The organism is Corynebacterium sp. HMSC072D12 (assembly GCF_001813925.1).
Classification (GTDB): Bacteria; Actinomycetota; Actinomycetes; order Mycobacteriales; family Mycobacteriaceae; genus Corynebacterium; species Corynebacterium aurimucosum.
On the sequence record NZ_KV814382.1, the window covers coordinates 1 to 22,035 of the forward strand.

A 22,035-nucleotide genomic window follows, 5' to 3' on the forward strand; every position below is an offset into this window, starting at 1 on the left:
TCAACGCACTCTAAAACCGGAAGGGCCCATTTGTCAGATGCCTTCTGTCGGATGCCGTCCGCGAGATGCCTTCGGCCGGTTTTCCTGTGCACGCATCCGGCGATTGGACCGCGTCTCGGTAGCCGGCCAATCAGTTCCTCGGACACGGGGTGGTGCACATACACGGTAGGCGTAGACCGGTCATGCACATGGTTCTCGTCAAAAGGCTTCTCTCAAAAGGTTGCAGTCAAACGGTTTACCTGGGGGCAAGTAAACCTTTTACACCGAGCTAGATGGTTCGTTTGGGGGCAAACAAACCTTATGACTGCAACCATCTGACGCGAGCCCTCTACCGGCATACCAAGCCGAGCAAGGAAGCTAGAAGAGCTCCCCTTTTAATGAAATCACCCAAGTTTCCACGCCAGTTCTGACTATATCGCGGAAGGTGGGTTAGGTGCGAAGGGGGCGGGTGGAGCCGTCGAGAAGCAGGCAACAGTAGCTGATGAAGACGGCGTCGGTGAGGGGTAGTTCGCCCACCGCGACTTCGAGGCCGCGGCCCCGCGGAGTGGTGCGGGCGACCTCGGTGGTGGCGCCCAACGTGGCGGAGTCTGGGATAGCGAGGATGCGACGCTGCCGGCGGAAGGGGTTCGTGCGCTCAAGCAAGTACTCGCGGCCCTGACAGAGCGCGCGCAGCATGTTCACCGTGAAGCTGGCCTGCTCCGCGGAAAAGTCGGCCCCGCGCACGGTAAAGCGCCGCGCGCCCGGGGTGTGCTTGAAGGCGATGGTGGTGCCCGTTTGGGGCAGCAGCAGGCCCGTCGGAGTCACGCGGGCGATGACTTCGCCCGCGCCATCCACCAGCGCCTCATCGCGCCACACCCAGCGCTGCATCAGAGAAGCACCGCAACAATGGCGACGATGGTCATGAGCAGCAGCGTCGCGATGATCGGAATCGCGGTTTTCTGCGTCCGGGCCTCCAAAATGACGCGCGTAAACCAGCTCAGGGCAGCAATCTCCGAATGACTGAGGTCATCGGAATCATCGCTGTCCTCGCCCTCGAACTCGAGGATGGCCTTGCGTACGCCAGAGTTCTTGGAGGAAAATTGCGCGATTTTAAGGCCGTCGTGGTCTTCAACAATCCAGTCGCCACCAGCCTCGTTGATGAAGGCAAAGGTGCGCCCGTCCAGCGAGGCCTCCAAACGCTTATCGCGCTTGGGGTTGCCCGCCAGGCGGTAGACGCGGTCATCCTCCAAGGTCACTGACGCGCCCAAGTCATCGAGGCCTAAGCGCCAGTGCTCGCCTTCCACATCCGCCGAGCGTTCCTGGAACATGCCCAACGACGCCGGCCCCTCCCCCACGAGGAGGACCGGGTTCTGGCGGTCACTGCGGTCCCAGCTGGTGTAGTGCATTAGCAGCCAACCAGGCGGGCGGCCAGGTAAGCCTCAAGCTCGTCGAGCTTGACGCGCTCCTGCTCCATGGAGTCACGCTCACGCACGGTGACCGCGTTGTCCTCGAGGGTGTCGAAGTCATAGGTCACGCAGAAAGGCGTGCCGATCTCATCCTGGCGGCGGTAGCGGCGGCCGATGGCACCAGAGACATCGAACTCCACGTTCCAGTTGGCGCGCAGCTTGTTGGCCAGCTCGCGGGCCGGGGTGGACAGCTCTTCCTTCTTGGACAGCGGCAGCACGGCCACCTTGACCGGAGCCAGACGGCGATCCAGGCGCAGCACCACGCGCTTATCGGTACCGCCCTTGGCGTTCGGGGCCTCCTCCTCGTCATAAGCATCGATGAGGAAGGCCATCATGGCGCGGCCCAGGCCGGCAGCCGGCTCGATGACGTACGGGGTCCAGCGCTCGCCAGCCTCCTGGTCGAAGTAGGACAGGTCCTCGCCCGAGCCCTTGGTATGCACGGAAAGGTCGTAGTCCGTACGGTTGGCCACGCCTTCCAGCTCGCCCCACTTGGAGCCCTTGAAGTTGTAGGCGTATTCCACGTCCACGGTGCGCTTGGAGTAGTGGGAAAGCTTCTCCTGCGGGTGCTCGTAGAGGCGCAGGTTCTCCTTCTTGATACCGAGGTCGATGTACCAGTTGAAGCGGTCATCGATCCAGTACTGGTGCCACTCTTCGTCCTCGCCCGGTTTGACGAAGAACTCCATCTCCATCTGCTCGAACTCGCGGGTGCGGAAAATGAAATTACCCGGGGTGATCTCGTTACGGAAGGACTTACCGATGTTCGCGATGCCGAACGGCGGCTTCATGCGCGCCGAGGTCATCACGTTCTTAAAGTTCACGAAGATGCCCTGCGCGGTCTCCGGGCGCAGGTAGTGCAGACCCTGCTCATCATCGACCGGGCCTAGGAAGGTCTTGAGCAGACCGGAGAAAGCCTTCGGCTCGGTCCAGTCACCCGGCTGGCCGGTCTCCGGATCATTAATATCCGCAAGGCCATTTGCCGGCTCATGGCCGTGCTTTTCCTCATAAGCCTCAATCAGGTGGTCGGCGCGGTAGCGCTTACCGGTGTGCTTGGACTCCACCAGCGGGTCGGTGAAAACCTCAACGTGGCCGGAGGACACCCACACCTGGCGCGGCTGGATCACAGATGTATCGACACCCACGACATCATCGCGGGACTGCACCATGTGGCGCCACCACTGGCGCTTGATGTTCTCTTTGAGCTCGACGCCAAGCGGGCCATAGTCCCACGCAGAGCGGGAACCGCCATAAATTTCACCTGCCTGGTAGACCAAGCCGCGGCGCTTACACAGGCTGACGACGGTATCAATGACGGATGCCATAGCTAATGGGACTCCTCTGGTAGGGGACAGTCTTTATACAGTGCGGCCTAGTCTAGCGTGCCCCTTAGCACCGCGTGCCTTCACCCCAGAAGTGTGGTGCATTTTATACACATTTCCGCATTCTTCAGCTATAGTGCCGATAGCTCTCTTTTTAACTCTCCACCGATAGAAATGACTGAAGGTGAACGGCGTGACCAACACCCAGACTGACACCCCTCCCCTCGATCTGGCGGCGGCTGCCTCCGTCATTAGCGCTTTGGATTCACCATTGCGCATCGACATCATCCAGCGCCTGGCCGAGCGCGATCACTACGTCCACGAACTGGTCTCCGCGACCGGCAAATCGCAGCCACTTATTAGTCAGCACCTGCGGGTTTTGAAACGCGCGAACATCGTCGACAGCGAGCGCACCGGCCGCGAAGTCCGTTACTCTTTGGTGGCCCCTAAGGTGCTGCCTTTGCTTCGCGACGCCTCACTGGCCACCTCTTAATGGAAGTGTGTTGATAAACTAAGCCACATGGCCATCCACGACAGTATTCCCAAACTCGGCGCTCGCAATACCCGCCAGCGCACCGCCGTCGTTGAGGTCCTGCGCAGTCTCGACAAGTTCGTCTCTGCCAAGGACATTCACCAGGCGCTTCTCGACGGTAACCAGAAAGTCGGCCTCACCACCGTCTATCGCACGCTCCAATCACTCTCGGAGATTGAAGCTGTTGACGCGCTCCACATGCCCTCCGGCGAGACCCTCTACCGCCATTGCGAGAGCGATGCGCACCACCACCACTTGGTGTGCACCAAATGCGGCCGCACCGAAGAAATCGATGGCGGCCCGATTGAAGAGTGGGCCTCCTCGGTAGCCAAGGAGCACGACTTCGAGCTCACCGGGCACGATGCCGAAATCTTCGGCATCTGCGCCGAGTGCCGCGCGGCGTCTTAGACACGCCACTTTTCCTGCCACATCGAGGATATCTTTATCCCCCCCTGACAGCACTACACAGCTCGCGCGCTACTTGACGCCGCCGAAGCGGCGGTCGCGCCGCGCGTACTCCTCCACCGCGGCGAACAAGTCTTCCGGAGTGAAATCCGGGAAGAGCTTGTCTTGGTAAATCATCTCTGCGTAAGCCGACTGCCACAGCAGGAAGTTGGAGGTGCGCTTCTCGCCGGAGGGGCGCAAGAACAAATCCACGTCCGGCATATCGGGGTCATACAACACCGAGCTGACCGTCTTCTCATTGATGGAGCGCGGGTCAAGCTCGCCGCGGGAGACTTGCTCGGCGAGTTTCCGGATGCCGTCGACAAGCTCGGCGCGCCCACCGTAATTCACGCACATCACCAAGGTCATCTTGGTGTTGTCCTTAGTCAGCTCCTCGGCGGCCTCGAGCTCCTTGATAACAGAGCGCCACAGGCGCGGGCGGCGGCCGGCCCAGACCACGCGCACTCCCCTCTCGTTGAGCCAGTGTCGCTGGCGGCGCAGCACGTCGCGGTTAAAGCCCATGAGGAAGCGGACTTCCTCCGCGCTGCGGCGCCAATTCTCGGTGGAGAAGGCATAAGCGGAAAGGCAAGGAACACCGAGGGAAAGACAGGCGTCGACGACGTCGAGAAGCACTGCTTCTCCCCTACGATGGCCCTCGGTGCGCTTCATGCCGCGCTCCTCTGCCCAGCGGCCGTTGCCGTCCATGACCAGCGCGATATGGCGCGGCAGGAACTCCTGCGGGATAGCGGGCGGATGAAGAACTCGGTTCGGGTCAGGCGTAATCACGGGTTACAGTCTACTGTTCCATGATCCCCAACGCGCCAACGCTTCGCTCAAGATGCCATTGCAGGTGCGCGCGGGTGAGGCGATGGGCCTCTTGGGCTTGGGCGTTCGTTGGTTGACTGGGGTGGTCATGGGCGATGAGCCACATGTGGTGCAGGGTTTCTGGGTCTACCTCGGCGGCGCCTGGTGGGCGGCATTGGTGGCAGGCGGCCCCGCCCACGGCTGGGTGGAAGGCGTGGTGCGGGCCGGGTCTTTGGCACTGGGCGCAATCGAAAAGGCTGGGAGCCCAGCCGGCGTGGGACATGGCTTTGAGAAGGAAGGCATCGAGAAGCATGAGCGGATCGCCGTGCTGAAGCTTGTCGAGGACATCGACGCAGGCCTCATAGAGGTAGGGATCGCCGGGGGCATCAGCGGCGGCGAGGCGCTCGGCGGATTCGAGGGCAGCACACGCAGCGGTATAGCGCTCGTAGTCCTCGATGATGCGCGCGCCGAAGTAATCCACGGTATCGGCCTGGGAAATGGTGTAGAGGTTACGCCCGGGATAAAGCTGAACGTCGAGGTTAACGAAGAGCTGCAGGCGCGAGCCGAAGCGCGACTTGGCGCGGCGCACTCCCTTGGCCACCCCGCGCACGAGGCCGTGGTGGCGGGTCAAGAGCACGATGATGCGGTCCGCCTCGCCGAAATCATAGGAGCGGATGACAAGGGCGCGGTCGCGGAAGTTTTCGCGCATGTGGAAGTTCTCCGGCTTTTAGAAGCCCAGGCGGCCCAGCGCCTTCGGGTCCGACTGCCAATTCTTGAGCACCTTAATACGCAGGTCAAGGTAGACGTTTTGGCCAAGGAGCTGAATGATTTCCTTGCGGGCGGTACCCACGATGCGGCGGAAGCGGCGGCCGTCCTTGCCTTCGATGATGCGCTTCTGGCCGGGGCGCTCCAGGTAGAGGATGGCGTGGACGTTGAGGACGTCCGGGCGCTCCTGGCTAGGCAGAATCTCATCGACCTCGACGGCAACCGAGTGCGGCAGCTCGTATTTCAGGCCGGAGAGCGCAGACTCGCGGATCAGCTCGGCGATGCGCTTGGACTGGTCTTCGTCGGTGACGTGGTCATCGGGGTAAAACTTGGGGCCTTCGGGCAGGTGGTCCACGATGACCTGGGTCAGCTCATCCAGCTGCACGCGCTCGGTGGCGGAAACGGGGATGACCACGGCATCGGGGTTCTCTTCCGCGAGCAGCTCGTGCAGGGCAAGCAGCTGGGCGCCGACTTGGTCCTTGGACGCTTTATCTAGCTTGGTGACGATGCCGATGATGGGGGTCTTCGGCGCGACCTTGCGGACGTTCTCCAAGATCCAACGATCGCCGGGGCCAATCTTCTCATCCGCGGGGATGGTCAGGCCGATGACGTCAACGTCTGCATACGTGTCTTTAACGACTTCGTTGAGGCGCTCGCCGAGCAGAGTGCGCGGGCGGTGCAGGCCAGGTGTGTCGACGAGGACGATCTGCGCATCCTCGCGGTGCACCAGGCCGCGGATGGGGTGGCGGGTGGTCTCGGGCTGGTCCGCCGTGATGGCGATCTTCTGCCCCACCAGCGCGTTGGTCAGGGTGGACTTGCCGGTATTGGGGCGGCCGACGAAAGACACGAAGCCGGAGCGGAAGCCCTCGGGCGTGTCGGTGTACTGCGAGTAGTCGGCGGGGTTGGCTTCGCCCTCGGCTGGTAGGTCGGCGAAGGCGGCATCGAAATCAGTGCTCATATTGCCTCATATCATAACGCACGCACCGGTGGTTCCTTCGCGCTGCGCAGATGGTTCCAGTCAGACGGTTCTAGTCATAAGGTTTCCTTGCCCCCAAACGAACCATCTAGCGACCTGCAGAAGGTTTGTTTGCCCCCAAGAGAACCTTCTGACCCGAACCATGTGAGTAGAACCTTATGGCTGGAAACCACATCGTTGAAGGTGGGCCACGAAAGCAGCGGTGCGCGAGGGTGAGAGTTGATGGCGCGAGCGTATCCGCCGCATGGCGACTGCGAAAAAGCTTGCGCCACATGGCATCTTCCAGGAGGCATCTGTTAAAAGGCGTTTTCACGCCTAAAAACGCCTTTTGCGGCGTCCAGATGGCGTTTTTACTACCAGAGACGCCTTTTGGGAGATGCCGTTTGCCGGGCACCTTTTGCGGGACCACAGCGAAGGCTGACGGCAGGGCCACGTAAGGCCGAGACTCAGACTGGTGCGCGAGACCGCCAAGCCTCAAGCTGCAAAGGCGCGCGGGCAGCGGTCACGGATTGGCGGCTAGAGCTCCTCCACCCGGAACTGCAGCTGCGGATTAGCAAAGACATCCTGCGACTCGATGAGCAGCAACTCCTGCGAATCCGCCTCGTAGGTGTTCTGCAGCAAGTCGAAGACCGAAGAAGCCGTGCGCTTGAGCGCTTCCTTCGCATCGTGGGTTTCCACGTAGTGGCCGGTGAAAAGCGAGGCCGTGACGTCACCCGAACCGTTGCGCTTGAAAGGCAGCTTGGGGGTGGCAACCAGGAAGGCGCGCTCGCCATCAACGGCGAGCATCTCAATCTCGTCCTCACTGGTCTCCGGACGCTGCACCGAGGTCACCAGCACGGTCTTCGGACCGATCTCCTGCGCGCGCTTCACCGCGGCAAGGGTCTGTTCCAAGGTGCCCACCTCGGAGTCAGTCAGGTAGCCCAGCTCGAACTGATTCGGGGTGATGATGTCCGCGACCGGCACGACCTTATCGCGCAGCAGCGGCGGAATCTCATCGGAGACGAAGCAGCCGGACTTGGCGTTACCCATGACCGGGTCGCAGGCGTAGAGGGCCTTCGGGTTCACAGCCTTGATGCGGTTTACCGCGTCCACGATGGCACCGGCAATATCCGGCCCACCCTGGTAGCCGGACAAGATCGCATCAATGCGCGGGAAAGCACCGCGCTTCTCGATGCCATCCACAATCGCCGTGACCTCTTCCGCCGGGATCATCGGCCCGCCCCAATCGCCATAACCGGTGTGGTTGGAGAAGTTCACCGTGTGAATCGGCCACACCTCATGGCCAGCGCGCTGAAGGGGAAAGACTGCTGCGGAGTTGCCCACGTGGCCGAAGGTGACGTGGGACTGGATGGAGAGGATGTTCATAATCCTCTATTGTGCTACGTCCCACCACACACCTCAACGATTGGCCTTATTTAGCAAACACGCTGTCTTAGCGCGGCCGTGTCAGGCGCGGCACCAAGCCCGCGCCGGGCCACTTTAGATGCCGCCGCCGGGTACTTCCTTGTCCAGCTCGGCGCGCTCGGCGGCATCCGGGAAGGCCTTCGGGCCAGAAGGCTTAGGTTGGTAGCTCACGCCGCGTGCTGCCAAGTCCTCGTACCAGTCCGCCAGCAGCTCATTCTGCAGGCCGAACATTTCCTTCTCTTCCGCCGCAGTCGTGTGGTCATAGCCCAGCAGGTGCAGGCAACCATGCACGGTGAGCAGAGCCAGCTCGTGCCCCAGGGAGTGGCCGGCCGCGGTGGCTTGGCGCTGCGCAAACTCCGGGCAGAGTACGATATCACCCAGCATGGCCGGTCCGGCCTCCGCTGCGTCGGGGCGCCCGCCTGTAGCACCCGGGGTGAGCTCATCCATGGGGAAGCTCATCACGTCGGTCGGGCCTTCCAGGTCCATCCAGCGCACGTGCAGCTCCGCGATGGTGTCCAGGTCCACCGCGGTAATGGTGCACTCGGCATCCGGATTCACGTCGAGGCGGCCGAGGGCGTAGGAGCAGACGTCGATCAGCATCTCCTCGTTGACGCCGTCATAGCCGGACTCGTTGATAAACTCGATGCTCATTTCTTCTCCTCCTGCTCAGCAAAATTGTCGTAGGCCTCCACGATGCGCCCGACCAGCTGGTGGCGCACCACATCAGCAGAGCCCAGCTCCGCGAAGTGGATATCCGGCACGCCCTTCAGGATGCGGCGCACCAGGCGCAGACCGGAGACCTGGCCACCCGGCAAGTCCACCTGGGAGATATCACCGGTCACCACGATGGTGGAGCCAAAGCCCAAACGCGTCAGGAACATTTTCATCTGCGCCGGCGTGGTGTTTTGGGCCTCATCGAGGATGACGAAGGCATCGTTGAGCGTGCGGCCACGCATATAGGCCAAGGGGGCGACCTCAATGATGCCGGCTTCCATGAGCTTCGGAATCATCTCCGGGTCGATCATGTCCCGCAAAGCGTCGTAGAGCGGGCGCAGGTAGGGGTCAATCTTGTCGTTGAGCGTGCCAGGCAGAAAGCCCAGCTTCTCCCCCGCTTCCACGGCCGGGCGGGTCAAGATAATGCGGCTGACCTGCTTGGCGCGCAGGGCCTGCACCGCCTTGGCCACCGCCAGGTAGGTCTTACCGGTACCGGCCGGACCAATGCCGAAGACAATCGTGTTCTCATCAATCGCCTGCACATAGCGCGATTGCCCCACCGTCTTCGGGCGCACGGCCTTGCCGCGGCGCGAGACGATATCGGCCGCGAGCGTCTCAGACACGGAGGCCGGGGCATCCACCGTGACCAGGTCCAGGGTGTGCTTCACGGTATCGGTGCTCACCGGGTGACCGCGGCGGGCAATCGCCTCGAGTTCCTCCAGGACCTTGCGCGCGCGGGCTACCTCATAATCGGGGCCGGCGGCAGTAATGGTGGTGCCGCGGGCAAAGAGGTCCACGCCCACGAGGTTGCCCAAAACGCGCAGGTTATCGTCCGCCGGGCCCAGCACGGTGGCGAGGTAGGCGGAATCGAGATCAAACTTGGTGGTGATAATAGGCACGCCCAAAAGGCTACCAGCGCGCGGTCAGGGTGCCGATGCTGGCCAAGGCCACCATGCTTGCCGACGCCGTCCGCAACACCTCCGGCCCCAACTTGATCGCCGTCGCACCGGCCTCTTGCAAGCGAGCTAGTTCCTCCGCGCCGATACCGCCCTCCGGCCCCACCAGCAGGTAGATGGTTCCGGTGGAGTCGAGGTCCTCCAGATCCTTGAGCCGCGCTTGAGCTTCCTCGTGGAGGACCAAGGCGCGGGTGCCGGACATCTCCTGGCACAGCTGGCGGGTAGTAAGCGGGCCGCGCACCGCGGGTACGCGCACTCGGCGCGATTGCTTCGCCGCCGCCACGGCTGCAGATTCCCACTTCGCTAGCGCCTTCGGGGCCTTCTTGGCATCCCATTTGGACACGCAGCGATCCGCCTGCCAGGCGATGATCTCATCCGCCCCGGCCTGGGTAGCCAGGTCGACGGCGAGTTCGGCGCGCTCAGACTTGGGGATAGCCTGGACCACGACCACCCTCGGGGAGGGTTCGGGGAGGATCGCGAGGTCGTCGACAAGCGCGACCAGCGTGTCCTTGCCCTGCGTATCAGTGATGGTGGCGGTGGCGCGGCGCCCGGACCCATCGATCAGGACCAAGTGCTCCCCTGGGCCCATGCGCTTGACGGTGACTGCGTGGCGGCCCTCCGCACCATCGAGGCCCACCGGCTGGCTGACCTCCGCGAGGGAAAGATCCGGGTGGAGGAAGACGGGTAAAGACATTAGCGGCGGAACTTATCGCGGAAGCGGCTAAAAAGGGATTCGCCCTGGCCATCCCCGGCATGGTGGACCTCGGTGCCTCCGTGGCCGGCGGCGCGGACCTTTTCGAGGGCCTCGCGGGTCTTCTTATCCAGGTCCGTCGGGATCACCACATCCACGTGAGCGTGGAGGTTGCCGAATCCGTCGGTGCGCAGGCGCGGCATGCCCTTGCCCTGGAGGGTGATGGACTCGCCCGGCTGGGTGCCCGGCGCGATATCGATGGTGAGCTCCTCGCCGTCGAGCTGCTCGACGGTGCAGGAAGAGCCCAGAGCTGCATCCACCATGGGCACGCGCACGGTCAGGTGCAGGTCATCAGCATTGCGCTCGAAAACGGGGTGCGGCTCGGTGTGTACCTCGACGTAGAGGTCACCAGCGGGGCCGCCGCCGTGGCCGACCTCGCCCTGGGAAGCCATGCGGATGCGCATGCCATCACCAATGCCGGCGGGGATGTTCACCGTAATATCGCGGCGCTTGCGCACGCGGCCATCACCGCCGCAGTGGCCACAAGGGTCGGTGACTACTTCGCCGAAGCCATAGCACTTCGGGCAATCGCGAGTGGTCATCATGTTGCCCAGCATGCTGCGCTGGACCTCCTGAACCTGGCCCATACCGCCACAGTGATCACAGGTCACCGGCTTGGACTTGGACTCAGAACCAGAGCCCTCACAACGGTCACAGACCACGGCGGTATCGACCTTGACCTGCTGCTTCACTCCGCTATAAGCCTCTTCGAGGGTAATCGTGGTGCGCAGCAGCGCGTCATCGCCGGGCTGCACACGGGAACGCGGGCCGCGGGAGGCCGCTCCCCCACCGAAGAACTCGGCGAAGATATCCCCGAGGCCGCCGCCACCGAAACCACCAAAGCCGCCGCCCTGGGCCGCACGCTCCTCCATGGGGTCACCCCCCATGTCCACAACCTGGCGCTTCTGCGGATCCAGCAGAACTTCCTGTGCAAGGGAAGCCTCGCGGAACTTCTCCGCGGCCTCCTCATCGCCCGGGTTCACATCCGGGTGGTATTTGCGCGCTAGCTTGCGGTAAGCCTTCTTAATCTCGGCGTCGGACGCCGACTTTTCTACACCAAGAATGCCGTAGTAGTCACGAGCCACGTACTGTCATCCTTCTATATCTCGTTGATACTAAATCTAATCCGACGGGCCAGCTTACTCGCCCGCCAAAATTTCACTCACATAGCGTGCAACGGCAGAGACCTTGGAGATTGTTCCCGAGTAATCCATATACGTCGGCCCCACCACACCTAGCCCGCCAAGTGCTGCGGCCTCCGAGCCTGTGCCGAATCCATAGCGCGTAGCTACGACAGAGGTTTGGCGCAGCTCATCGGCTTCGTTTTCCTCGCCAATAGATACTGAAACATTGCCCAGGTCCGGCACGCGGGCCAGCAATTTCAGCACCACGACCTGTTCTTCAAGAGCCTCGATGATAGAGGGCAAACCCTCGGTCAGGGCCACGCGGGTGAGGTTGGAGGTGCCCGCCATGATCAGGCGATCGGAGGGCTGCTCCACGAGGGTCTCAATCAGCGTCGTCGCCGCCTTGAGGAGGTGGGGGCGGATATCGGCCGGGGAGTCGTCGACAAGCGCGGCCAGCTCCACCGAGGCTTCCGTGAGCGTTTTCCCCTCCAGGGCGGTGTTGAGGATATCGCGCAGGCGGTGGGTCTGCTCGGGGTCGATGACATCATCGAGCTCCACATTGCGCTGATCGACGCGCCCATTATCCGTAATCAACACCAAGAGCAGACGCACCGGTGAGAGTGCCACGACCTCGCAGTGCTTCACGCGGGAGACCTTGAGGTTAGGCATCTGTACGACGGCCGCTTGCTTAGTTACCTGGGCCAACAGCTGGACAGAGCGGCGCAGCACGTCTTCCAAATCCACGCCGCCCTCGAGGAAGGTGAGCATGGCGCGGCGCTCGGCCTTGGAAAGCGGCTTAACATCGTGCAGCGTATCGACGAACTGGCGGTAGCCCTTCTGCGTGGGCACGCGCCCGGAGCTGGCGTGTTCTTGAGCGATGAGGCCCTCGGCTTCGAGCACGGCCATGTCATTGCGAATCGTCGCCGAGGACACGCCCAGCTGGTAGCGCTCGAGCAGGGCCTTGGAGCCGACGGGCGATTGCGAGGCGATGTAGTCCGCGACGATGGCGCGCAGGACCTCTTGGCGGCGGGCATCGGTGGAGCTAGACATGTCTTTAAGGCTATCCGTTCTGGCGGGCAAGTGTGGAAGCTGGTGCCAATCTGCCTCGGTGCGCTGGTAGCCCGCCACCACTTCCCGCAGGTTCCAAAGTGCGTTCTTAGAAGCGTCCATCATGCGCTTCCAGGTGGCTCGAAAACTGATGGTCCCTTTAGTCTGGTCTCTTTTGAGGACAAAGAGACCATCTGCGGGCCCATTTCCTGCGATAGATGGTCCCTTTTCGCCGTAAACGGACCAAATTAACGGGACCAAACTAAAAGGACCACTTAAAAGACTAACCGTATCGAAAGCGACTAACAGGTTTCTCGACGTGGAGAGAGAAACTAACACCGACTAACACCGCTATCAAACTTCCCGACGACAGGAGCAAAACTAACAAATTCCCAGCGGGGCTAACTTTAAGTCACTATGTCTCCTCGGTATCGAAAGGCCAAGGCTTGGCCACTTCTTCGCGGCTTCGCGGTTGCATCACACAGATGGTTCTACTCAGATGGCTCAGGTCATACGGTTTACCTGCCCCCAAACGAACCTTCTAGCAGCCTAAGGAAGGTTTGCTTACCCCCAAACGAACCTTCCGACCGGAGCCTTTCCACTGGAACCATGTGCGGAAGGCTGAGGACAGGCCACGAGCAGGGTACGGCCGCTAATGAGCCAGCTGATGCGGATCCGGAGGTCGGCCCGCAGGCGGGGCAAGCCCCCTAGCGAGCGGTGCCTTCGGCGGTATCTTCGGCGACGAGGAGGTCAGTGATGATGCCATCCGCGAGCAGGCGGCCCGCCTTGGTCACGCGGAGGCGCTCACCGGCACGCTCGAGCAGGCCGCGCTCGATGAACCGCGCGGCCACGGGCTCCGCCGCTGGGGCGAGCCAGGACGCAGGGATGCCCTCGCGCAGGCGCAGCCCCAACATGATGCGCTCGGTATGGCGGTCAGCCTCCGTGAGCTGCTCGCGCTCCTTGATGGGCAGCTGCCCCTCACCTACCGCCTTGATATAGGTCCGCGGGTTCTTCACGTTGAAGAAGCGCTCGTTGCCCAGGTGCGAATGCGCGCCCGGGCCCGCGCCCCACCAGTTGCCGTCCACCCAATAGATGCGGTTGTGCTGGCACTCCCCGCCCGGCTTGGCCCAGTTGGACACCTCATACCACTCGAAACCTTCGGCCTCGAGCGTGGAAGAGATCATCCCATAGCGCCGGGCCAGCACGTCCTCATCCGGTGCGGGCAGCAAGCCCTTGGACACCTTGCGGGCCATACGCGTGCCATCCTCCACGATGAGCGAATACGCACTGATGTGGTCCACCCCGGTCTCCAAGGCGCGCTCCAGGGTCAGGGCAACGTCGGCGTCCTCTTCTGTCGGCGTGCCATAAATCATGTCCAAGTTGACGTGCTCGAAGCCCGCGGCGATGGCTTCGCGCGCAGCATCGAAGGCGCGGCCCGGCGTGTGGGCTCGCTCCAACACGGCGAGCACCCCCGGCGAGGCGGATTGCATGCCCAGGGAGAGGCGGGTGAAGCCGGCGTCGAGAAGCCCGGCGAAGTACTCCGGCGAAGTGGATTCCGGGTTGGATTCCGTGGTGACCTCCGCGCCTGGGGCGAGGCCAAAGGTATCGCGGACCTTCGACAGGACCCGGCCCAGGCCCTCAGCCCCCAGCAAACTCGGCGTGCCGCCACCGATAAAAACGGTCTCGGCTTCGCGGCCCACCTGCGCCGCCGCCATCTCCAGTTCCTTCTCCAGCGCAGCCAGATAATCGCTGGTCAGATCCCCTCCCAGCTCACCCGGGGTATAGGTGTTGAAGTCGCAGTAACCGCAGCGCGAAGCACAGAAGGGGACGTGAATGTAGAGACCAAAGGGATCCATGGGGAACAAAGTATCCGACAGCGCCGTTAAAGCGGTAGTCTATAGTGCAGACTTGCCACCCCGATTAATGAAGAAAGGCCTCTTTTAAGTGGAACCTCCGAGTCGATGTCCCCGCCGCCTACGTAAGGCGGTGGGGTAAGCCGTGTTATCTGCCATCCTGATGATTGTGGCGGGTTTCGCCGTCATCGCTCTCATTATCGTGGCCAACGCCTACTTCGTGGCGCAGGAATTCGCCTTCATGTCGGTGGACCGCACGCAGCTGCGCCAGCGCGCCGCGACGGGGGATAAGTCCGCGGAGCGCGCCTTAAAGATCACCCAAAAGACTTCCTTCATGCTCTCCGGCGCGCAGCTGGGTATCACGATTACGGGCCTGCTCATTGGTTATGTGGCAGAGCCCCTCGTGGGCCAAGGCCTGGGCCAGCTGCTCGGCGGCGTGGGCGTGCCCACGGGTGTGTCTGTCGCCATCGGCACGGTGACCGCGCTGGCGGTGTCGACGGTTCTCACGATGCTCTTCGCCGAGCTCTTCCCGAAGAACTACACCATCGCCGCACCCATGAAGTCAGCGCTGTGGTTGTCCGCATCCACGATGTGGTATCTCAAGATCTTCGGCTGGCTCGTCCACTTCTTCGAGTATTCCTCCAATGCCCTTCTCAAGGTCTTCGGTATCGAGCCGGTGGAGGATGTCGATTCATCTGCCACCACCGATGACCTGGAGTCCATCGTGGATGCCTCCCACGAGGCCGGCGACTTGGATGAGGACACCTACCTGGTCCTCGACCGTCTCCTCGACTTCCCCGAGCACGACGTGGAACACGCCATGATTCCGCGCTCGCGCGTGGATGTCATCGAGCCCGAGACCACCATTGGTGAGGTGCGCGAGATGATGTCGGAGAACCACACCCGCTACCCCATCATCGACGATGAGCACAATCCCATCGGCGTAGTACACCTCTACGACGTGCTGGGCAGTGAGCTGCCCCTGGCCACCCCGGCTCGGGAAATCATGAAGGACCCCGTGGTGGTGCCGGAGCTCATGCCGCTTCCCGACGTCGTCACGGAGCTTCGCGATGCCGACGAGAAACTCGCCTGCGTCATCGACGAATACGGCGGCTTCGTCGGGATCGTGACCATGGAGGACTTGGCCGAGGAAATCCTCGGCGATGTCACCGACGAACACGACCTCGAAGAGACCGAGGAAATCACCGAGCAGGACGAGACGCACTGGATCGTCGACGGTGACACCCCCATCGACGAGGTCGAGCGCGCCATTGGCCACGACCTGCCGGAGGGCGATTTCGAAACCGTCGCCGGCCTGCTCATCGCGCATTCCGGCACGTTGCCGGACGAGGGTGAAAAGCTCTCCATCGAGCTCGAGGCTGAACCGGAAGATTGGGTCGATGGTGACGAAGCCCCCATCCGCACGCTCAACGTGCGCGTCGAGGAAATCGACCGCCACGTGCCCTCCGTCCTGGCACTCGAGCTGGTAGAGGAATTCCCGGAAGGAGAGGATGACTAATGACTGATACCTGGTGGTTTAACCTCCTTATCACTATTCTCATCATCGCTGCTTCCGCGTTCTTCGTGGTCATCGAGTTTTCCCTCATGGGCGCACGCCGCAACCGCTTGGAGGAGACCGCGGAATCCTCGGCGGCTTCGCGTGCGGGCCTACGCTCGCTGAATGAGCTGACCGTCATGCTGGCCGGCGCCCAGCTGGGCATTACCGCCGCAACCTTCGTCCTCGGTGCGGTGACCAAACCTTGGGTCCATCACCTGCTGATGACCCCACTGGAGGCCCTTGGCCTGCCGCTGGGCGTTGCTGACGTCATCTCCTTCCTGCTGGCCCTTTTCGTGGTGACCTTCCTGCACCTGGTCATTGGTGAGATGGCGCCGAAGTCCTGGGCCATCGCCCACCCGGAGACCGCCCTTCAGCTCATCGCGGTGCCTGCCCGCGGCTTCATTTGGCTCTTCCGTCCGCTGCTGCTCTGGATCAACAAGATGGCCAACAAGCTGGTGACGATGACCGGCGAGGAACCTGTCGACCGCGCTGGTGCGGCTGGCTATGACGCGGAGACCCTTCGCCACTTGGTCGAGCACTCGCGCCTGACGGGCACGCTTGACGATGACTCCGCCAACCAGATCACCGGCGTCATCGAACTGGAAGCCGCCACTGCGGCCCAGTTGGCCCGCGAGCACGGCTCGGAAATCCTGCCGCTATCCTCCGATGCCACCGTGGCTGAGCTTCATGATCTGGTGGTGCGCAAGTCCATCATGCGCGTGCTGGTCTACCCGCGTACTTCGCGCATCCCGCGCATCGTCCACGTGCGCGATACCTTGCTCGCGGACCCGGAAACTCCGGTGCTGGATTTCTCCCGCCCCGCACTGGCGGTGGGCTCATCCTCCACCGTGCAGAAGACGCTGGACCAGATGCGCGCCCGCAACGAGCAGCTCGTCATGGTGGGCAAACCCACCAAAGACAAGACCGTGTGGATCCTCACCTGGGATGACATCATGGGCCAGCTGTGGCCGCAGATTACGGAGCAGTTGGACCAGGCCGCGCCGGCCACCAAGAACCCAGGGGCTTAGCGCGTACGCGCTAAGCCCCTGGCACACGAAGCTAGGCGGTGGCACGCAAAATTATTCGTGCCACACTAGCAGCGAAGAGCGCCGCCGAGAGAGGGAATCTCGGCGGCGCTCTTCTTAGGTAATCCTTGTGTGTTGGCAACAAGGAAGTCTGTGATGCGGCGACTATGCGGTCGTGGCGGCCTTCTTCTGGCGCTTGGCGCGCACACGGGCAACGACGGCGTCGATACGCGCACGCTCCTCCAAGAAGGGCGGCGGGTTATGCCCGCGCATGGTGCGCACGAAGGCGGGGTGCGCCTCAACGACGGTGTGACGCCAAGCCTGCACGGCGATGAGCGAGGATTCACCCGCGCGCTTGTACAGATTCGGCAGGGAGACCACATCGAGGTTGCGGGCCACGGCGTCGGTTTGCGCCAGCACGTACTCGACCAGCTCGCGCAGGTAGGCGGCCACCGCGGCGGTGCGGCCACGCAGGGTTTCCGCCAGCTCCGAGACCACAACGGGCGGGCCGGAGATGGGCAAGCCCTCAGCCAACGCGCGGGCGGTAAGCTGCTTCGGCTCCTCCACATCATTGTCACCGGAGGAGGCAGCGGAGATGGTGCCGGATTTCAGGCCGGAGACCAGCGCGTGGCGCAGGCCGATGAGCTCGCCGACACAACGCCCAGAATCCACGCGGGCGTCTTCGACGATATCCCCCAGCTCAGCTAGGCAGTCGAGGGCGAGTTCATCATCCCAGTCCTCAATGGCCTCGATGAGGTGCTCGATGTAGTCAACGACTTCATCGCCGATGTTATAGATTTCTTGGGTCAGCTCACGGTGGCGCAGCTCGGCTGCGATCTTGTGCATAGGCTGCCCTTTCCGTGAGAACCTCTAGTTGAGGTTTAGAGTTTTTCTGACCCCGCTGACTCTATTAGAGATCCACCCATTCGGCTGCGCGACACTCCGAAGGAATTCACAGACTCCATCCAGCCTTATTTCTTGCCGGCGTAGAGGCGCTCGATATCCGCTGCGTAGCGCTGCGCCACGACATAGCGCTTGACCTTCATCGTGGGGGTGAGCTCGTTACTTTCCTCGGTGAGGTCCTGGTCGAGGATGACGAACTTCTTAATACCCTCCGCGTGGGAAACGGTGGCGTTGACCTGGTTAATGGCGTCCTGAATATCCGCGCGCAGTGCTGGATCGGCAGCAACCTCACGCATACCCTTGGCCGCGGAGATGTTGTGATCAGCCTTCCAGCGCTTGAGCGCATCCTCATCCAGGGTGAGCAACACGCCGACGAACGGCTTGCCGTCACCGACCACCATGGCTTGGGAAATCAGCGGGTGGGAGCGCAGGATATCTTCCATCGGGCCAGGAGAGACGTTCTTGCCGCCAGCGGTGACGATGAGATCCTTCTTGCGGCCAGTGATGACGAGCTTGCCATCCTCATCAATCTCACCCAGGTCGCCGGTGTTGTACCAACCGTCCTGCAGGGCGTTCTCGGTGGCTTCCTCGTTCTGCCAGTAGCCCTTAAAGACGATATCGCCCTTGATCATGATCTCGCCGTCGTCGTTAATGCGCATCGTCGTTCCGCCCAGTGGCGGACCAACGGTACCGATGGATTGATCGACAAAGTCGACGGCGGCGGCCGCGGCGGTCTCCGTCAAGCCATAGCCCTCATAGATGGTCACGCCGATGCCGCGGTACCAGTGCAGCAAATCCTGCGAGATGGCCGAACCACCGGAGATACAGTACTTGACTTCGCCGCCCATGGCCTGCCTAATAGCGGAGTAGACCAGCTTGTCAAAAGCCTTGTGCTTGGCCTTAAGGACACGGTTAGGCCCCTCCGGAGTATCCAGCGCCTTCGAGTACTCGATAGCGACCTTCTCCGCGCGATCGAAAATGGCGCCCTTGACTGCAGAAGAACCGTGAGCCTTGGCGGAAGCGCCGTTGCGTACCTTCTCAAAGACGCGCGGCACGCCCAGGATCAGGTTCGGGCGGGAGCGCGCGAATTCGATGGTGATGGTGCTGAAGTCGGACCAGTGGTTCTGGGAGGCACCGCCGATGGTGACCGCCAGCGACACCGCGCGGCTAAAGACGTGTGCCAAGGGCAGGAAGGTCAGAACGTGGGAACCCGGCACGGCGATGGCGCCAATGGGGTTGGTCAGCAGGCCGCGGGCCTCCGCGAGCCAGTTGCGGTGGGTCAGCATGCAGCCCTTGGGGCGCCCGGTAGTGCCGGAGGTGTAGACCAACGAGGCGACGTCATCGGTGCCCGTGGCCTCGATGCGCTGGTCGACGGTATCGTCACTGACATCGCGGCCCTCAAACTTCAGAGTATCGATGGCGGAAGAGTTGATCTCTAGGATGCGGCGCAGCTGGGAAGGAGAGCCGTGCAACTGTGGGGTGCCATCCTCTTGCAGCTTCAGGTGCTTGACCAGCTCGGAGTGCTCGCGGGTTTCCGTGATGGCGAGGATGGCACCGGAATCCTCGATAATCCACTGGACTTGGGACATCGACGAAGAGGGGTACACCGGAACGGAGATAGCACCGGCCGCCCAGATGGCGTAGTCCAGCAAGGACCACTCGTAACGGGTGGTCGAAATAAGAGCTACGCGGTCGCCCTGCTCCACGCCGAAAGCAATGAGCCCCTTGGCCACCGCGTAGACCTCTTCCACGAACTCTTTGGCGGTCACGTTGACCCACTCATAGTTCGCAGGGCGGGTAAACAGCACGCCATGTGGGCGGGCGTGCGCCGTAGCCATCATCGCGGTAAGGCAGGTTTCGCCGTCCTTGATCTCGAACTCCGCCTTCGTATGCGCTTCATTCAAAGTCACAGTTGTGTCCTTTCCCACAAAAATTAAATTCCAGCCCACTCTACCAACCGGATTTCTCCCACGCGCAGGAAGGGCGTGGCACAATTGGGGGACGTGACTACCCGTGATCTGCTTCAAGAACTTGCCCAACGCCACGGCGTGGCCTGCGAGTACACCGCCCAGAACGGACAGCCCGTGTACGTCAGCGAGGAGACAATTACCTATACGCTGCGCGCACTCGGCGTCTCTATCTCCGACCGTCCGGACGATGAAGAGCTAACCCAGGTCTTGTTCGAGGACTACCTCGAACGCGCCTCCCGCCCGCTGCCGCCCTGCGTGGTGGCCCGCGAAGGCGCCGAAAAGTCCTTTGCCGTCCACGTCCACGACGGCGACCCCGTCACCGTGACCATCGAGCTGGAGAACGGCGAGACTCGGCCGACCTACCAGGATCCGAACGACGCCCCGGCTGCCGACGTCGCCGGAACCATGTGGGGCGAAGCCAGTTTCCACGTCCCCGGGGACCTGCCCTTAGGTTTCCACAAGCTGCGCTTGTCCTCGCCCGGCATCGGTGAGCACGAGTGCCCGCTCATCGTGGTGCCCAATCACCTCAGCACTGCGGATCGCTACCTTGACCGCCCCGCGGCGGGCGCGATGGCGCAGCTGTATTCGGTGCGCTCCGAGAAGTCCTGGGGCATGGGTGACTTCGGTGACCTCGCCGAATTGGCGGAGACCTTGGCACCGGATTATGACTTCCTCCTTATTAACCCGCTGCACGCGGGCGAGCCGATTCCGCCAGTGGAGGATTCGCCCTACCTGCCCACCACCCGGCGCTTCATCAACCCGATCTATATTCGCATCGAAGATGTCCCAGAGCTGAAGCTGCTCAGCCCAGAACTTCAGGATGATGTGGCCGAGCTCGCCGCCGAGTTCCGCGAGCGCAACAGGTCGGCAGAAGAGATTGATCGTGATTCCATCTTCGAAGCCAAGCTGCAGGTCCTGCAGGAGCTCTTCAGCAAGGGGATGACCCCGGAGCGCCGCACCGCTTTTAGTGAGTACCAGCGCCGCGAGGGCCGCGGCCTGCGCAACTTCGCGCTGTGGTGTGCAGAGACTGAGCTTTCGCGCCACAGTGGACGCCGCCACGCGCTGAGCCTCGACGTCAACGACTTAGCCGAGTTCTACTCGTGGCTGCAATTCCTCTGCGATGAGCAGCTGGATGCCGCCCAGCGCCGCGCGCTCGAGGCCGGCATGAGCATCGGCCTCATCACCGATATGGCCGTAGGTATCCACCCCGCTGGTGCCGATGCCGTGAATCTGGCGGAATACCTCGCCCCGCAATGCTCGGTGGGCGCCCCGCCGGATGACTATAACCAGCAGGGCCAGGACTGGTCCCAGCCACCGTGGCACCCGGTCCGCCTGGCGGAAGCCGGCTACGAGCCATGGCGTGATTTGCTGCGCACAATGCTGGGCAATGCTGGTGGCCTGCGCGTCGACCACGTGCTGGGCCTGTTCCGCCTGTATTGGATCCCGCGCCAGTCCACCCCGCTCAACGGTACCTACGTGACCTATGACTGGGAGGCCATGCTCGGCATCCTCGCACTCGAGGCTGAGCGCGCCGGTGCGGTCCTCGTGGGCGAGGACCTGGGCACCCTGGAACCGTGGGTCCAAAACGCCTTGCGCGATATGGGCGTGCTGGGCACCACGATCATCTGGTTTGAGCACGCCAACGAAGGCCCTACCCCACGCCCGCAGGATCAGTACCGCCACATGGCGATGTCCTCGGTGGGCACGCACGATCTGCCGCCGACGCTCGCCTACCTGCGCGGCGACCACATCGAGCTGCGTGCCCGCCTAGGCCTTTTGACCCGCCCCGTGGCGGAAGAAGTAGCCGAGGACCGCGCCTGGCAAGAAAAGGTCAAGGATAATCTGCAGGCCTATGGCATGTTGGAGAACCGCGAGAGCGAAGAGGACGTGCTCGTCGCCCTGCATCGTTATGTTGCGGGAACTCCCTCGGCGCTGACGGTCACCAACGTGGTGGACATGGTTGGTGACGTGCGCGCACAGAACCAGCCGGGCACGACGAAAGATCAATACCCGAACTGGTGCATCCCGCTGTGCGATACCGCCGGCAAGCCGGTGCTCTTGGAGGATCTACCGAAGCAGGAGCTCTACCAGCGCCTCGCCCAGGCCGCCCAACGTCCGGGCACCCAACGCTAAAGCGTCGTCCCTCTAAAGGACGACGCCGACGATGGCCACCACGACGATGAGCGTGATCATCAACCAAAGGGTCACGCTCACTCGGGATTTGGGTAGTGCGCGCTTGCGGTGAGAAGGCTGTGAGCGCTCAGGGTCCCACAGGCCTTCGCGGTGATCATCGGGAGTCATGGTCATTTATCCTAGTCCGCCCCTCCACGAGTGTGTACACGCGGTCGATGGCCCACATCAACCCCCACCCCATCACGGTTGCGGCCGGCACTGCGGTGACGGCAAGCACCGCCATTTGCGCCCACACTGGCGCCTGCACGAGCCATT

General features: G+C 62.5%; 21 protein-coding genes. 5 read left to right on the plus strand and 16 right to left on the minus strand.

From position 1 onward, the window contains the following. Window positions 1–429: 429 nt before the first annotated feature. The 3 genes from HMPREF2943_RS00725 to HMPREF2943_RS00735 are packed head-to-tail and all read right to left on the minus strand — an operon-like array spanning window position 430 to window position 2,764. Window positions 430–867: a hypothetical protein gene (locus HMPREF2943_RS00725; protein WP_070710536.1), complete on the minus strand. Its 438-nt coding sequence runs from the start codon at window positions 865–867 to the stop codon at window positions 430–432. Beyond that, entirely contained in the window at window positions 867–1,385 is a 519-nt protein-coding gene (locus tag HMPREF2943_RS00730; RefSeq protein WP_070446676.1) for a hypothetical protein, read from the minus strand. The genes HMPREF2943_RS00725 and HMPREF2943_RS00730 overlap by 1 nt, the downstream gene beginning before the upstream one ends. Then, complete coding sequence (locus HMPREF2943_RS00735) at window positions 1,385–2,764, minus strand: glycine--tRNA ligase (RefSeq protein ID WP_010190757.1); 1,380 nt, start codon at window positions 2,762–2,764, stop codon at window positions 1,385–1,387. The genes HMPREF2943_RS00730 and HMPREF2943_RS00735 overlap by 1 nt, the downstream gene beginning before the upstream one ends. Before the next feature lie 190 nt (window positions 2,765–2,954). Here HMPREF2943_RS00735 and HMPREF2943_RS00740 point away from each other — a divergent pair, with 190 nt between their 5' ends. Then, the gene (locus tag HMPREF2943_RS00740; RefSeq protein WP_070446677.1) at window positions 2,955–3,254 is read left to right on the plus strand and encodes an ArsR/SmtB family transcription factor; all 300 of its coding nucleotides are present in this window, start codon (window positions 2,955–2,957) and stop codon (window positions 3,252–3,254) included. A gap of 27 nt (window positions 3,255–3,281) precedes the next feature. After that, window positions 3,282–3,701, plus strand: coding sequence for a Fur family transcriptional regulator (locus tag HMPREF2943_RS00745; RefSeq protein WP_070644584.1), 420 nt, complete (start codon window positions 3,282–3,284; stop codon window positions 3,699–3,701). Between the two features lie 69 nt (window positions 3,702–3,770). On the opposite strand, the gene HMPREF2943_RS00750 is transcribed toward HMPREF2943_RS00745, so the two are convergent. From HMPREF2943_RS00750 to hemW, 10 genes are all read right to left on the minus strand, one after another. After that, window positions 3,771–4,523 (minus strand): isoprenyl transferase, encoded by a 753-nt coding sequence (locus HMPREF2943_RS00750; RefSeq protein ID WP_070710537.1) that lies wholly within the window; start codon window positions 4,521–4,523, stop codon window positions 3,771–3,773. Between the two features lie 10 nt (window positions 4,524–4,533). Then, complete coding sequence (gene recO, locus HMPREF2943_RS00755; protein ID WP_070525526.1) at window positions 4,534–5,250, minus strand: DNA repair protein RecO; 717 nt, start codon at window positions 5,248–5,250, stop codon at window positions 4,534–4,536. A gap of 18 nt (window positions 5,251–5,268) precedes the next feature. Continuing rightward, window positions 5,269–6,264 (minus strand): GTPase Era, encoded by a 996-nt coding sequence (era, locus tag HMPREF2943_RS00760; protein WP_049157277.1) that lies wholly within the window; start codon window positions 6,262–6,264, stop codon window positions 5,269–5,271. Between the two features lie 534 nt (window positions 6,265–6,798). After that, the gene (gene pdxY / locus HMPREF2943_RS00765) at window positions 6,799–7,647 is read right to left on the minus strand and encodes a pyridoxal kinase PdxY (RefSeq protein ID WP_070710538.1); all 849 of its coding nucleotides are present in this window, start codon (window positions 7,645–7,647) and stop codon (window positions 6,799–6,801) included. A gap of 114 nt (window positions 7,648–7,761) precedes the next feature. Continuing rightward, window positions 7,762–8,337: an rRNA maturation RNase YbeY gene (ybeY, locus tag HMPREF2943_RS00770; protein ID WP_070446682.1), complete on the minus strand. Its 576-nt coding sequence runs from the start codon at window positions 8,335–8,337 to the stop codon at window positions 7,762–7,764. Continuing rightward, the gene (locus HMPREF2943_RS00775; RefSeq protein WP_070644580.1) at window positions 8,334–9,299 is read right to left on the minus strand and encodes a PhoH family protein; all 966 of its coding nucleotides are present in this window, start codon (window positions 9,297–9,299) and stop codon (window positions 8,334–8,336) included. The genes ybeY and HMPREF2943_RS00775 overlap by 4 nt, the downstream gene beginning before the upstream one ends. A gap of 10 nt (window positions 9,300–9,309) precedes the next feature. After that, a complete protein-coding gene (locus HMPREF2943_RS00780; protein WP_070710539.1) occupies window positions 9,310–10,050 on the minus strand; it encodes a 16S rRNA (uracil(1498)-N(3))-methyltransferase in 741 nt (246 codons plus the stop codon). Further along, window positions 10,050–11,192: a molecular chaperone DnaJ gene (gene dnaJ / locus HMPREF2943_RS00785; RefSeq protein WP_070644578.1), complete on the minus strand. Its 1,143-nt coding sequence runs from the start codon at window positions 11,190–11,192 to the stop codon at window positions 10,050–10,052. The genes HMPREF2943_RS00780 and dnaJ overlap by 1 nt, the downstream gene beginning before the upstream one ends. Window positions 11,193–11,246: 54 nt before the next feature. Beyond that, window positions 11,247–12,281, minus strand: a complete 1,035-nt coding sequence (gene hrcA / locus HMPREF2943_RS00790; protein WP_070525541.1) for a heat-inducible transcriptional repressor HrcA — start codon at window positions 12,279–12,281, stop codon at window positions 11,247–11,249. Between the two features lie 704 nt (window positions 12,282–12,985). Then, window positions 12,986–14,134, minus strand: a complete 1,149-nt coding sequence (hemW, locus tag HMPREF2943_RS00795; protein ID WP_070710540.1) for a radical SAM family heme chaperone HemW — start codon at window positions 14,132–14,134, stop codon at window positions 12,986–12,988. 142 nt (window positions 14,135–14,276) lie between these two features. On the opposite strand from hemW, the gene HMPREF2943_RS00800 reads away from it, so the two are divergent. Both HMPREF2943_RS00800 and HMPREF2943_RS00805 read left to right on the plus strand, forming a co-directional pair. Next, a complete protein-coding gene (locus tag HMPREF2943_RS00800; RefSeq protein ID WP_070710541.1) occupies window positions 14,277–15,650 on the plus strand; it encodes a hemolysin family protein in 1,374 nt (457 codons plus the stop codon). Continuing rightward, window positions 15,650–16,717: a CNNM domain-containing protein gene (locus HMPREF2943_RS00805; RefSeq protein WP_070446688.1), complete on the plus strand. Its 1,068-nt coding sequence runs from the start codon at window positions 15,650–15,652 to the stop codon at window positions 16,715–16,717. Before HMPREF2943_RS00800 ends, HMPREF2943_RS00805 begins: the two co-directional genes overlap by 1 nt. Window positions 16,718–16,879: 162 nt before the next feature. Here HMPREF2943_RS00805 and HMPREF2943_RS00810 read toward each other — a convergent pair whose 3' ends face one another. Continuing rightward, the gene (locus HMPREF2943_RS00810; protein WP_070710542.1) at window positions 16,880–17,560 is read right to left on the minus strand and encodes a hypothetical protein; all 681 of its coding nucleotides are present in this window, start codon (window positions 17,558–17,560) and stop codon (window positions 16,880–16,882) included. Between the two features lie 125 nt (window positions 17,561–17,685). Then, window positions 17,686–19,527, minus strand: coding sequence for an AMP-dependent synthetase/ligase (locus tag HMPREF2943_RS00815; protein WP_070446690.1), 1,842 nt, complete (start codon window positions 19,525–19,527; stop codon window positions 17,686–17,688). Window positions 19,528–19,620: 93 nt separating this feature from the next. Here HMPREF2943_RS00815 and malQ point away from each other — a divergent pair, with 93 nt between their 5' ends. After that, window positions 19,621–21,720: a 4-alpha-glucanotransferase gene (gene malQ / locus HMPREF2943_RS00820; RefSeq protein WP_246817239.1), complete on the plus strand. Its 2,100-nt coding sequence runs from the start codon at window positions 19,621–19,623 to the stop codon at window positions 21,718–21,720. A 12-nt stretch (window positions 21,721–21,732) separates the two neighbouring features. On the opposite strand, the gene HMPREF2943_RS12445 is transcribed toward malQ, so the two are convergent. Next, complete coding sequence (locus HMPREF2943_RS12445) at window positions 21,733–21,888, minus strand: hypothetical protein (protein ID WP_168163674.1); 156 nt, start codon at window positions 21,886–21,888, stop codon at window positions 21,733–21,735. Window positions 21,889–22,035 lie beyond the last annotated feature (147 nt).

What these genes read in the sequence shown, in the direction of transcription:
- HMPREF2943_RS00725 (WP_070710536.1), bottom strand. Translation starts at nt 867, where the DNA reads ATGCAGCGCTGGGTGTGGCGCGATGAGGCGCTGGTGGATGGCGCGGGC.
- HMPREF2943_RS00730 (WP_070446676.1), bottom strand. Translation starts at nt 1,385, where the DNA reads ATGCACTACACCAGCTGGGACCGCAGTGACCGCCAGAACCCGGTCCTC.
- HMPREF2943_RS00735 (WP_010190757.1), bottom strand. Translation starts at nt 2,764, where the DNA reads ATGGCATCCGTCATTGATACCGTCGTCAGCCTGTGTAAGCGCCGCGGC.
- HMPREF2943_RS00745 (WP_070644584.1), top strand. Translation starts at nt 3,282, where the DNA reads ATGGCCATCCACGACAGTATTCCCAAACTCGGCGCTCGCAATACCCGC.
- recO (WP_070525526.1), bottom strand. Translation starts at nt 5,250, where the DNA reads ATGCGCGAAAACTTCCGCGACCGCGCCCTTGTCATCCGCTCCTATGAT.
- era (WP_049157277.1), bottom strand. Translation starts at nt 6,264, where the DNA reads ATGAGCACTGATTTCGATGCCGCCTTCGCCGACCTACCAGCCGAGGGC.
- pdxY (WP_070710538.1), bottom strand. Translation starts at nt 7,647, where the DNA reads ATGAACATCCTCTCCATCCAGTCCCACGTCACCTTCGGCCACGTGGGC.
- ybeY (WP_070446682.1), bottom strand. Translation starts at nt 8,337, where the DNA reads ATGAGCATCGAGTTTATCAACGAGTCCGGCTATGACGGCGTCAACGAG.
- HMPREF2943_RS00780 (WP_070710539.1), bottom strand. Translation starts at nt 10,050, where the DNA reads ATGTCTTTACCCGTCTTCCTCCACCCGGATCTTTCCCTCGCGGAGGTC.
- hrcA (WP_070525541.1), bottom strand. Translation starts at nt 12,281, where the DNA reads ATGTCTAGCTCCACCGATGCCCGCCGCCAAGAGGTCCTGCGCGCCATC.
- hemW (WP_070710540.1), bottom strand. Translation starts at nt 14,134, where the DNA reads ATGGATCCCTTTGGTCTCTACATTCACGTCCCCTTCTGTGCTTCGCGC.
- HMPREF2943_RS00805 (WP_070446688.1), top strand. Translation starts at nt 15,650, where the DNA reads ATGACTGATACCTGGTGGTTTAACCTCCTTATCACTATTCTCATCATC.
- HMPREF2943_RS00810 (WP_070710542.1), bottom strand. Translation starts at nt 17,560, where the DNA reads ATGCACAAGATCGCAGCCGAGCTGCGCCACCGTGAGCTGACCCAAGAA.
- HMPREF2943_RS12445 (WP_168163674.1), bottom strand. Translation starts at nt 21,888, where the DNA reads ATGACTCCCGATGATCACCGCGAAGGCCTGTGGGACCCTGAGCGCTCA.